Origin of the sequence: Faecalibacillus faecis (genome assembly GCF_003024675.1) — a bacterium.
GTDB classification, from domain to species: Bacteria; Bacillota_I; Bacilli_A; order Erysipelotrichales; family Coprobacillaceae; genus Faecalibacillus; species Faecalibacillus faecis.
This window is the reverse complement of sequence record NZ_PYLP01000004.1, coordinates 143,223-154,939: the sequence shown is the minus strand read 5'-3', so window position 1 is coordinate 154,939 and position 11,717 is coordinate 143,223. Positions and strand designations below refer to the sequence as shown.

At 29.5% G+C, this 11,717-nt stretch carries 11 protein-coding genes; all 11 read right to left on the bottom strand.

What is annotated here, in order from left to right; genetic code table 11:
• The coding region (locus C7U55_RS05510) for a Rossmann-fold NAD(P)-binding domain-containing protein (protein ID WP_455550093.1) at nucleotides 1–286 on the bottom strand (286 nt) is incomplete at its 3' end.
• A 94-nt stretch (nucleotides 287–380) separates the two neighbouring features.
• Nucleotides 381–1,043: an adenylate kinase gene (locus C7U55_RS05505; RefSeq protein ID WP_032090013.1), complete on the bottom strand. Its 663-nt coding sequence runs from the start codon at nucleotides 1,041–1,043 to the stop codon at nucleotides 381–383.
• Between the two features lie 123 nt (nucleotides 1,044–1,166).
• Nucleotides 1,167–3,113, bottom strand: a complete 1,947-nt coding sequence (locus C7U55_RS05500) for a sensor histidine kinase (protein WP_162297416.1) — start codon at nucleotides 3,111–3,113, stop codon at nucleotides 1,167–1,169.
• Nucleotides 3,110–3,778 (bottom strand): response regulator transcription factor, encoded by a 669-nt coding sequence (locus C7U55_RS05495; protein WP_106987705.1) that lies wholly within the window; start codon nucleotides 3,776–3,778, stop codon nucleotides 3,110–3,112. The genes C7U55_RS05500 and C7U55_RS05495 overlap by 4 nt, the downstream gene beginning before the upstream one ends.
• Before the next feature lie 221 nt (nucleotides 3,779–3,999).
• Nucleotides 4,000–5,676, bottom strand: a complete 1,677-nt coding sequence (locus tag C7U55_RS05490) for an ABC transporter ATP-binding protein (RefSeq protein ID WP_162297415.1) — start codon at nucleotides 5,674–5,676, stop codon at nucleotides 4,000–4,002.
• 81 nt (nucleotides 5,677–5,757) lie between these two features.
• Complete coding sequence (locus C7U55_RS05485) at nucleotides 5,758–6,183, bottom strand: GNAT family N-acetyltransferase (protein ID WP_106987703.1); 426 nt, start codon at nucleotides 6,181–6,183, stop codon at nucleotides 5,758–5,760.
• Entirely contained in the window at nucleotides 6,176–6,769 is a 594-nt protein-coding gene (locus tag C7U55_RS05480) for a nucleotidyltransferase family protein (RefSeq protein ID WP_106987702.1), read from the bottom strand. The genes C7U55_RS05485 and C7U55_RS05480 overlap by 8 nt, the downstream gene beginning before the upstream one ends.
• Nucleotides 6,769–9,051, bottom strand: coding sequence for a xanthine dehydrogenase family protein molybdopterin-binding subunit (locus C7U55_RS05475; protein WP_106987701.1), 2,283 nt, complete (start codon nucleotides 9,049–9,051; stop codon nucleotides 6,769–6,771). Before C7U55_RS05475 ends, C7U55_RS05480 begins: the two co-directional genes overlap by 1 nt.
• The gene (locus C7U55_RS05470; protein WP_106987700.1) at nucleotides 9,051–9,518 is read right to left on the bottom strand and encodes a (2Fe-2S)-binding protein; all 468 of its coding nucleotides are present in this window, start codon (nucleotides 9,516–9,518) and stop codon (nucleotides 9,051–9,053) included. The genes C7U55_RS05475 and C7U55_RS05470 overlap by 1 nt, the downstream gene beginning before the upstream one ends.
• Entirely contained in the window at nucleotides 9,508–10,305 is a 798-nt protein-coding gene (locus C7U55_RS05465; protein WP_106987699.1) for an FAD binding domain-containing protein, read from the bottom strand. The genes C7U55_RS05470 and C7U55_RS05465 overlap by 11 nt, the downstream gene beginning before the upstream one ends.
• A 13-nt stretch (nucleotides 10,306–10,318) precedes the next feature.
• Nucleotides 10,319–11,713 (bottom strand): uracil-xanthine permease family protein, encoded by a 1,395-nt coding sequence (locus tag C7U55_RS05460; protein WP_106987698.1) that lies wholly within the window; start codon nucleotides 11,711–11,713, stop codon nucleotides 10,319–10,321.
• Nucleotides 11,714–11,717 lie beyond the last annotated feature (4 nt).

Here is an 11,717-nt window from a genome sequence, read left to right as displayed (position 1 = left end):
CATTTAATAAACCAACTCTAAATTGAGTTGTAACGAAATCAGCATCCTTTAATGCTTCTCTACGATCTAATGTTAAATGAACTTTAACATCATAAGGAGAAGCATCCCACATACGTTGTGCCATTTTACCAACGATTTCTAATTTTTCTTTCCCATCTTCAATATCGACAAGCCAAATTTCTTTGATTGGAAGTTCATCATATCTTTTAATAAATCCTTCCATTAATTCTGGTGTATAACTACTTCCTCCACCAATTGTTACAATTTTTACAGGTTTTTTACTCATTTTTATATCCTCCATTTTTGACACATTTATTATAGCATAGAGGTATAGACAAGTATGTTTCTTTCATAAAATGAAAAAATAGAAGCTTTTACTTCTATTTTAATTCATCTAATACTTTATAAATTTCTTCAGCAACTTCATCCATTGATTGATTTCCATCAACGTTAGTAAGTTCACCTAACATTGTATAGTAATCAATTAAAGGTTTTGTTTGTTTATTGTAAGTATCAATACGTACTTGAACTGCTTCTTCACTTTCGTCAGAACGTTGTGTTAATTCTCCACCACATACGTCACAAACACCTTCTTTTTTAGGTGGGTTATAAACGATATGATATGATTTTCCACAATCAGCACAAGTTCTTCTTCCTGATAAACGTTTAACTAAAACATCTTCAGGAATATCTAAGTTGATTACAGCATCAATTTTAAAATTGAACATTGAACAAATATCAGCTAATTTTCTAGCTTGAATGATTGTTCTTGGGAAACCATCTAAGATGAAACCATTTTTAAATTCTTCAGTGTTAATATTTTCTTCTAAATATTCTTGAATCATTTGAATTGTAAAATCATCTGGTACTAAATAACCAAAAGAAATAAAATATTTAGCAATAACACCAAATTTTGTTTCTTCTTTAATTGCTTTTCTAAATAAATCTCCTGTAGAAATTTGTTTTAAACCATATTTTTCCACCAATTTAGCAGCTTGAGTTCCTTTACCAGCACCTGGTGGACCCATTAAAATTATATTCATTACTATCTCTCCTTTAAGCAATGCCTATTATATGCTTTTTTTTCATTAAATGGAACTAATTTATGAAAAAAAGAACACTTTTTTAACGATTCTATAACTCTTTTTTAAAGAAAGGGTTTTCATTTATTTTTTCCATCTAAAATAAAACTCTACACCGTCTTCTAAATTATGAACTCCATAACTCATTTCATGAAGTTCTAAAATATTTCTAACGATTGCAAGACCTAAACCTGTACCTTTTTGATCATCACTGACAAAAGATTCCCAAATGCTATCCATTCTATTTTCATCAATTTGTTTTCCCTTATTTTCAATCGAAAATTCATTTTCTTTGATTTTAATTTTAATCGTACTATTAATATATGCATGTTTAATTGCATTTGATAAATAATTTTGAATAACCATTTCTATTCGTTTTCTATCACCTACAATTAAAACATCTTCTCCTTGTATTTCTATCTTTAATTTTTTATCCATTAATAATTGTTCATAATCATCAATAATATCTTCAGTTAGCTCTCTTAAATCAATTTCTTTTTTATCTAAAGTAATCGCCTTTGCTTCAAGTTTTGATAAATCTAACATTTGTAATACTAAATCATTAATAACACTAATTTCTTTATTGATCACCTCTATATACTTAGCTTTTTTATCTTCATCATCTACATTTTCTAATAAATCAATATTTCCATTAATAATAGCAAGAGGTGTTTTAATCTCATGAGTAAATTGAGCAATAAATTCTTTCCTTAATTGTTCCATCTTCTTCACTTGATCTATTTCTAAATTCAATGCATCCATATTCCTTTTTAAATTAGAAGACATTGTATTAATATGACTTGAAAGGCTTGATAATTCATCGTGTCCTTTTGTATCTAATACACCTTCAAAATTATTATTTGTGATTTCCATTGCAACACGATCAATTTCTTTAATACGTCTTGTTGTCATATAAGAAATCAAATATGAAAATAAAACGATAAATAAGAAACCACCTAAAAGTAATGGAAAGTTATCTTTAAACAAATCATTTCTTAATTGATTTCTCCCTCCACTTTGAAAATCATAGAAAACTGCAATAAAAGCCTCTGGTGTATGTTCTTGCCCCTCAGTATAGCCTTGATATTTATATAAAGGCATAAGTAATACTTGATAAGAATAATCATCTAAAAGTTTAGTAAACGTTGCATACGTTAATGTTCCTTCTTTAATAGATGTGGCAATTTCATTTGTCATTTTTCTATTTTCTTTTGAAGTAATAGTATCTTTATCTAAAAATGAAGCAAGTCTTACATAAATATTAGAAAAATGATTATCGATAGCATCTTTTGTCAACTGGTTCATTTTCAATGTTGAAACTTTTTTTATGTCATTGACTACTTCTCCATGCCATGATAAATGATAATCCCCATCATCAACATACGCTTCTAAAGTCGCACTAATTAAGTTTCCTTGCTTCTTTCCAAAAATATCCGTATTATAATGAATAAAGGTTGGTGTGACTTTAAAATAGCGAATTTTTGCGTTATATATTAATTGGGATGTTTCTTTAAAATTTTGTAATTCTTCTATTTGACCTTCAAAGCATAAATTTATTTCATCATAGCCTTTTTCATCAACATCCTTTATTGTATCTTTTAAGAGCTTATATTGTTTATTTGATAATTCTGATAAATCGATATAATATTCAAAATTGTAATAGTCATTCGAATCATCACTTTCTACAAAAGAACTGGAGGCAATAAGTAATCGATCTTTTTTATTATACCCGTATTGATTGATAAGTTTTCCTTTGGCATCTAAAAGACAAATTTCAGTCATATCATCTTTAGGTAAATTGCCTAATTCTTTTTTTATTTTTTCTAAATCTAATTCTACTTGATGAGGTCCTCTACTATCTATAGTATTGCAAAAATTAATATAATCATCTGAAGCCGTGTAATCAGTATTGTAAACCAGTTCATTAAAACTTCGATCATACTTATTTTTGACAACATAACCAAATACTACCATAAAAGAAATAAACAAACAGATAAATACTTTAAACTGGATACTTCTTATTTTTTTCATGATTCTTCTCCTTTCCATATATATCCTATTTTAACGACTGTTTGAATATAATAAGAATAATTTTCTAATCTCTTTCTTAATCGTTTGATATACGTATCAACAGCACGTCCATCGCCATAATAATCATAACCCCATAAAGCATCTAAAATTTTTTCTCTTGATAAAACAATCCCCTGATTTTCCATTAAGTATCGAAGAAGTTTAAATTCTTTGTCTGTTAAAGCAATATCGTTTTCTTCAATCACTAAAACATGTTTATCTAAATCCAAAATCACTTTTCCTGATTGAAGTTGATTCGTTTCAATCTTTTTATTTCTTTTTAAAAGTGCTAAACATTTTGCATACAATAAAGAAGGTTTAAATGGTTTAGTAATATAATCATCTGCTCCATATTCATAAGCCTTTAATTGGTTTTCATCTTCTGATAAAGCACTTATAAAAACGATGAGCGTATTATATTGACTTCTAATTTGTTTACAAACTTCATAACCATCTATTCCTGGCATCATAATATCAAGCAATATAATATCAATTGTATCATCTAATAAAGATAAGCCTTCATAACCATTTTGTGCTTCAACAACTTCTATTTCTTTATGATTAAAATATTCTTTCACAAAATCTCTTACTTCTTTATGATCTTCAATCATCAATGCTTTATACATTTCTACCACCTCTTCAACTTTATTGTAACATGTGTATGTGTAAAAGATGTGAAAAAAGACTTCCTTGCTTATTTCATAAATTTTGCCATATTCGCAAGTACAAGTAATTGTTTTTTTAATTAAACTGAAAATTATTTCAAGAATTTTTCTTCGTATATAAGTAAAAGTTACTCATTTCTTTATCACATAAAGGTTTGAGTAACTTTTATATATCTTCAATATTAATCCTTAGCCTCTACTAATTTCCTAAAAAAATTGCCTTTTTCTATAAGTTGTTGATAACTCCCCGTTTCTTCTAAAAAACCATCTTTTAACACTAAAATTTCATCAAATTTATTTAACAATTCTTCATCTAATTTATGAGTAATCATGATACATGTTTTATTTTCTTTTAACAAAATATTTTCAATCTCTTTTGCAGTTGTACGATCCAAATTAGAAGTAGGTTCATCATAAATCAGTAAATCTGCATTTTTAAGTAATGCTCTAGCAATACTGATTCTTTGTTTTTCACCACCCGAAATATTATTACCATTTTCATTAATAACAGTATTCAAACCATTGGGTAAAGATTGTACAAAGCTTTTTAATCCTGCTCTTTCTACTACCTCATTTATTTGTTTTTCTGAATAACTTTTAAAATATGTTATATTATTTTTTAAAGTATCATTTAATATTGGTGCATTTTGATGAACGATTGAAATACAATGATAAATACTCTTGTTACTAATCGTATTAATATCTATACCATTCATGAGTAAAGTTCCTCTACTTGCTTCATAATTATTCAAAAGTAACTTGATTAGTGTTGATTTGCCTGAGCCACTATTTCCAATAAGAACATATTTTTTATTTTTATAAAAGGTATAATTAAAATCATGAATAATTTCTTTACTGCCGTCATAACTAAAGGAAACATGGTTAAATGAGATATCATCAATGGAATCAATTGAATTTGTTCTCTTTTCACTATTGATTTCAAGATACTCATTTATTTTATTTTCGATTGGCTTTATACTTTTCAATAATGGAAGTTCATTTGATAATCTTCCTAAAGGATTAGCAATATTATTTACTAATTGGGTAATTGCAAGCATCTCTCCTATACTTATTTTATTCATAATTACAAAATAAAGTGATATAAGTGTTGTCATGACACTCACGCCTAAAGAAGATAAGGTTGAAAATCCTGAAATAAGTCCTTCATCATATCGGTAATTTTGCATACTTGTTTCGTATTTATTTTCAAAATAATCAAATTGATGAATAATATGATGAGTAACTTGAAAACATTTAATAAGTTCAAAAGAATTGAAAAAATCCTTTATTTTGACATTTAATTGACTATATTTTTGTGTAGAAGTAACTTGCTTCTTAGATAAAACTTTACTAAATAATATAGGCACAAATATTGCGATAATATTGATGATAATTACAATAATGGCTAGAGAAAACTGCAACGAAAACACCGCAATTAAACAAATAATAAATTGTGATAAATCTGCAGTAATCGTTAATAAATTATCAAAATAATTTCTTTCAATAATCTTTAAATCATTATTAAAAACACTTAAATACACAGATGAATTCTCTTGATTAAATTCTTTGACTGTCATAGAAAAAACACCTTTAAATAAATCATGGTTTAATGAAAACATTACATTCTTTAGATATTTTGCTCTAAAAACACCTCTTAAAATATATATTAAAAAATTAAGGACAATAAATAAAATAGCTAAAATCATTACGTTATAAAATTGAACAATATTCTTGTCAACCGATGTATCCACCATTTTTTGAACAATAGTTGCAAAAAAAACAGACATGATTCCTGCTGTCGAAAATAAAATAACACACACTATAAAATAAAAAATATTTTTCTTTAAATACTTTTTCATATTCATCTCACCTTTTATTCATTGTACCACTTTTTATAAAGAAAAAGCTATTGGTTATCCCAATAACTTCGTATATTATAGTTAGTCATCTAATTCTTTCGTATAATTATAATGTAATTTTTCATATCCTTGTCTTTCATAAAAGCGATGCGCATCTTTACGATAAATGGAAGTAGAAAGTTCAATTTGTTCAAGTTTTTTATTCCTTGCAATTTTTTCAATTTTTTCAATCAATTGTTTACCAATTTTTAAACTTCTTTTTTCTGGCAAAACAACCAGTTCTACAATTTCACCAGTATCACGATCATGATGTAAATAATGATTTATTTTAAAACTTAGAAATCCTTCAATTTTTTTATCTCGATAAACTAAATAAATAATATCTTTATCTTTTAAAGAATTTTCAAAAACACAATCAAAGTGTTCTTTCTTGATTTTTTTATTTTCTAAAATACAAATCAAATTATAGATTTCTTCTTTATCTTCTAACTTAGCATGTTCAATCATATTTTTCTTCTTTTATAAGTTTTTGTAAATCACTTTGATAATCAATATCATAAAGTTCTTTTTCATTTTCAATTATAAAATAAAAACATTCTTGTGGATATTTATTGACGATTTCCCGCCCTCCTTGATCTTCTTTTAAAGAATACAATTCATTAAAATATCCTTTAGAAAAGATTACAGGATTTCCAACTCTATCTTTAAACATTAAAGAACATATAGAATAAGATGATTGATTAAATGTATCAATCATCTTATTAAGTGTTTGATAAGAAAGATAGGGTTGATCTGCAACCATAAACATCATTTGATAATCTTTTTGTTGATTGATATGTTCTAAAGCAGCTTTAATAGAATAGGAAATCCCTCTTTCACTTAAAGGACTTTTATAACTATGAATATATTTTTCTTGTATATCAATTGTATTAGAGACAATGATAATTTCTATATCGTTACGATGTTTTAATAATTGTTTCAATGTATCAATTCCATAAAGATACAGTTCTTTTCCTTTAAAAAGCGTATGTAACTTATCTTCCTTAAAACGACGACTATTTCCAGCCGCTAAATAAATAATATATGTTTTCATTACTCATCAATTGCCATTAAGATTTTTTCAGGAGTCATTGGAAGATCCTTTAGATATTTACCCGTTGCTCGATAGATAGCATTGGCAATTGCAGGAGATGGTGTATTAATAACAATTTCACCAATCGATTTTGCACCAAATGGACCAGTTGGTTCATAGCTACTTTCAAATTCAACTCTAATTTTTCCCATATCCAAACGTGTAGGAATTTTATATTGCATAAAAGAATTTTCAGGAATAGCACCACGTTTTGTATATTGAACATCTTCATAGAGAGCCATACCAATTCCTTGAACTAAGCCACCTTCTGTTTGAACACGTGCTAAATTTGTATTAATAACAGTGCCGCAATCGACAACCGCAACATAATCAAGAATATCAACTTGTCCTGTTTCTTTATCAAGTTCAATTTCAACCATTCCTACCATATAAGGTGGTGGCGAAAATGGAGATGAATGTGTAACTGTAACCTGTGTTTCGATATTATTTCCACACATTGCTTTTAAAGCAAGCTCCTTTAAAGTTAAAAGTTCGTTTGTCTTTAAATTTTTAACACCTTGTGAGGTGAATTCAACATCTTCTTTTTCACAATGAAATGTTTGTAAAGCAAGATCACATAAATTATTTTTTAATTTTTCACAAGCTTGCTCTACTGCCTTTCCTGTTACATAAGTTGTTGAAGAAGCATAAGAACCTGAATCATAAGGTGAAATATCTGTATCTGCTCCAAAGACAACAATTTGATCAACATCACAGTCTAAACACTCAGCTGCCATTTGTGCAAGAATGGTGTCGCAACCTGTTCCCATATCGGCTGCGCCTATATGAAGTGTATAATAACCATCATCTTCAAGTTTTAATGTAGCAGAACCCACATCAACCCCTGAAATACCAGATCCTTGCATAGCCATGGCTACTCCAGAACTTCTAATTTTACCATTTTCTAAGACGCGTACCTTTGATTTGTTCTCCCAATCAAAAAGTTTTTTAGCATGATCCATACATTTGTCTAATGCGCATGCTTTAGCAACCTCATTATAATAAGCCCCCATTGTTTGACCTTGTCTAACCATATTCTTTTCTCGAATAACTACTGGGTCAATACCTAAAATTCCTGCCATTTCACTAACAATCGATTCTACCGCAAAAAGTCCTTGCGTAGCACCATAGCCACGATAGGCACCAGCTGCTTGACAATTGGTATAAACAACATCATAAGAAAATTTAAAGGCTTCAAGATTATTTGTATAAAGTGGAATCGATTTATGTCCCGATAAACCTACTGTTGTTGGTCCATGTTCACCAAAAGCACCACTATTTGAAAGAGTATAAACGTCCATTGCTCGAATTGTTCCATCATTCATTGCTCCTAATTTAACAGTCACTTGCATTTCATGACGTGGTGTAGAGGCAATTTGTGATTCTTTTCGACTATAAATCATTTTAGAAGGTTTCTTGGTCATCCATGTTACAAAAGCAGGATAAACTTCAGCTACAACAGTTTGTTTAGCCCCAAATCCTCCTCCAATTCTTGGTTTTTCAACACGAATTTTCGATTGAGGAATATCTAATGCGTTAGCAAGAATTCTTCGACAATGGAAAACAATTTGGGTTGAAGAAATAACATGAAGTCTTCCATAAGGGTCAATTTCACAATAAGTTCTAAAAGTTTCCATCATTGCTTGTTGGTTTGCTCTTGTATGATAGGTTCTTTCAATGACTTGATCACAAGAAGCAAACACTTTTTCTAAATCACCTTGACTTGAAGAATCTGTTGCCACAAGATTTCTATGATTGTCAGCACCTACTGGACATAAAGCTTTCCAATTTTCTTCAGGATGAACTAAGATGTTATTATCTTTTGCTTTCGTAAAATCAAGAACAGGTGTTAAAACTTGATATTTTACTTTAATAATTTTTAAAGCACGATCAACAACCTTTTCATTAATACCAGCAACAATAGCAACAGCATCTCCTACAAAACGAACTCTTTGATCTAAAATTAAACGATCATAAGGACTTGGTTCTGGAGATGTTTGACCTGCCATGGTAAAACGTTTTTGAGGAACATCTTTATACGTATAAACAGCTTCAATACCTGGGATTTTTTGAGCTTTAGAAACATCAATTTCTTCAATCAAAGCATGAGCATGTGGTGATCTTAACACTTTAACAACTAAACAATCTTGACTTGTTATGTCATCTACATAAACAGGTTTACCAAGTAAAAGATTCATAGCATCTTTTTTCATGACCGGTTTTTCAATATGTTTATAAGCCATTATTCATTCCCCTTTTCTTCAAGATAGTTTAGGTAATTTTTTATTCCTCTAAGTTGTCCTTCATAACCTGAACAACGACATAAATTTCCAGCTAAAAATTCTTTAATTTCATCATCACTTGGATGAGGATTTTCTTTTAATAAAGCAAGTGTATTCATCATAAATCCAGGATTACAAAAACCACATTGTTCAGCTCCTTGACTAGCAATAAATGTTGCAAGTGGCTTTGCTTCTTCTTGCATTCCTTCTAAAGTAACTACTTTTGCACCATTTGCACGCATTGCAAGAACACTGCATGAAAGCACTGGTTTATCATTTAATAAAACCGTACATAATCCACAGTTACTTGTATCGCAACCACGTTTAACACTATAACAACCATTTTTTCTCACAAAATCAATAAGTAATAAATCAGGTTCTATATCTTGTACAATTCTTTCTCCATTTAAAGTTAATTTAATTTCCATATACATCCTCCTTTAATTGAAGAAAAGCTCTTTTTATTAAAACCTTTGCAATCTTTTGACGATATTCTTTAGATGCTCTTGAATTGCTTCCTAATTTTAATTCTGATAAAACACATTTTGTAAAATTTTGAATATTTTTTTCAGTAATACCTGTTTCAAAATAACTATCTCCATTAATTGCTACAGCATGTAACGGTCTTGCTCCAATGATACATGTATAATGTTGATTTATATTACTAACCGCACAGGTTAAAACAGGAAAATCTGTTGAAATATTTCTTTGTGATAAATAAACCACATTTGTTGGTACTTTTTTAATAATAACTTTTGTAAGAATATCTTTTGTAAATTTCATATTCGCAAATTCTTTGATAGAAACTCGCCCAGTTGGATAAAGTTCTACCTCACAATCAAGCGCCATAAAAAGTGTTAAAACATCAGAAAAACCAAACCTTCCATAAATAGATCCGCCCATTGTCGCTAAGTTTCTAAATTGAACACCGACAATATGACGTACGCTTTCTTTAATAGCTCCTTGTGTAAAATAGTTTAATTGTTCATTTGTTTCAAGCTCTCTTAAAGTAACCATAGCACCAATATGTATTTCATCATCTATTTCTTCAATTTGATCTAAATGTAAATCAGATAAATCAATAGCAAAATTAACATTTCTATTTTGCATTTTAAGCCATAACATACCACCTAAAACAACACTCAGCGGTTTTTTTGCATATTCATAAGCTTCCTCAATTGTTTGAGGTCGCACATAATTTCTAATCGATAACAAAGAAAGCCCTCCTTTATTGTTTTTCTTTTGGTAATAAAATATTTAAAATAATTGCTACAAAAGCAGCAGGTACAATTCCTGATTCTCCACAAATCATTTGAATTGCTTGTGGAAGTTGCATTAAAATTGCACTATTTGCACCAATACCATAACCTAATCCTAAAGCAACTGAGACAATTGTCATTGAACGAGCAGTAAGAGGTTCTTTGGTAATCAATTGAATTCCAGACATAACAATCGATGAAAACATGATGACTGCTGCTCCACCTAATACGGATTGAGGCATAATGGAAACAAGTGCCGCTAATTTAGGAAATAAACCACAAATAATTAGGAAAATCGCACCGCACGCCAAAGCAAAACGATTGACAATTTTAGTCATTGTTACTAACCCAACATTTTGTGAAAAAGATGTATTAGGTAAAACACCAAATAAAGCAGCAATGGATGAACCAATACCATCACAGATAACTCCACCTGATAATTCTTGATCTGTAGCTTCTCTTGACATTCCGCCTTCCATAACACCAGAAATATCCCCAACAGTTTCAACAGCTGTAACAATAAACATAATTAAAACTGGTAAGATTGCTCTTAAATCAAAAACTGGTTTTACTGGCATGAGTTTTGGTAAGGCAAACCATTTTGCTTGAGCCACCTTATCCCAATTTAAAACCCATGATTTAACAAACTCTGTTCCATCACTGGCAACACCTGTTGTTGAAATAAACAATGGTAAAATCATACATAAAACATAACCACAAATAATTCCAATTAAAACAGCCGAATTACTTAACATTCCTTTTGTACCATGTTTAAAAGCTAAAATAACAACTAAAACAAATAAACCAATTAAAAGATTTTCTACAGATCCATAATCTTTAGCACTACTTCCTCCCCCGAAAGAAGCAACACCAACACCAATTAAAGACAAACCAATGGATAAAACAACTGTTCCTGTAACAACAGACGGAAAGAAACGACGTAATGGTTTTAAAAGAAAACCTAAAACCGTTTCAAATAAACCACCAATAATACTTGCTCCCATGATGGCACCATATCCTAAAACACCACCACCCATTACATGAGCAACACTTTGGAAAACACCAATAAATCCTGAACTTGTTCCCATGATAATTGGGACTTTCCCACCAATAGGACCTATTGAAAATAATTGTACTAAAGTAACAACACCTGCAATAAGCATTGCATTTTGTAAAAGTGAAACTTGAATTGCAGCAAACACATCTGCATCATGCATTGCAGCACAAGCCCCCGTGATAATAAGTACTGGTGTTAAGTTACCAACGAACATTGCTAGAACGTGTTGTAAACCTAAAATAACTGCCTGTTTTAAAGGAATTTTCCCTTCAAAATCATAAGGACTTGTATACTCTTTTTTCTCCATATTC

What these genes read in the sequence shown, in the direction of transcription:
- C7U55_RS05495 (WP_106987705.1), bottom strand. Translation starts at nt 3,778, where the DNA reads ATGTATAAAGCATTGATGATTGAAGATCATAAAGAAGTAAGAGATTTT.
- C7U55_RS05480 (WP_106987702.1), bottom strand. Translation starts at nt 6,769, where the DNA reads ATGAAAACATATATTATTTATTTAGCGGCTGGAAATAGTCGTCGTTTT.
- C7U55_RS05485 (WP_106987703.1), bottom strand. Translation starts at nt 6,183, where the DNA reads ATGATTGAACATGCTAAGTTAGAAGATAAAGAAGAAATCTATAATTTG.
- C7U55_RS05470 (WP_106987700.1), bottom strand. Translation starts at nt 9,518, where the DNA reads ATGGAAATTAAATTAACTTTAAATGGAGAAAGAATTGTACAAGATATA.
- C7U55_RS05500 (WP_162297416.1), bottom strand. Translation starts at nt 3,113, where the DNA reads ATGAAAAAAATAAGAAGTATCCAGTTTAAAGTATTTATCTGTTTGTTT.
- C7U55_RS05490 (WP_162297415.1), bottom strand. Translation starts at nt 5,676, where the DNA reads ATGAAAAAGTATTTAAAGAAAAATATTTTTTATTTTATAGTGTGTGTT.
- C7U55_RS05475 (WP_106987701.1), bottom strand. Translation starts at nt 9,051, where the DNA reads ATGGCTTATAAACATATTGAAAAACCGGTCATGAAAAAAGATGCTATG.
- C7U55_RS05460 (WP_106987698.1), bottom strand. Translation starts at nt 11,713, where the DNA reads ATGGAGAAAAAAGAGTATACAAGTCCTTATGATTTTGAAGGGAAAATT.
- C7U55_RS05505 (WP_032090013.1), bottom strand. Translation starts at nt 1,043, where the DNA reads ATGAATATAATTTTAATGGGTCCACCAGGTGCTGGTAAAGGAACTCAA.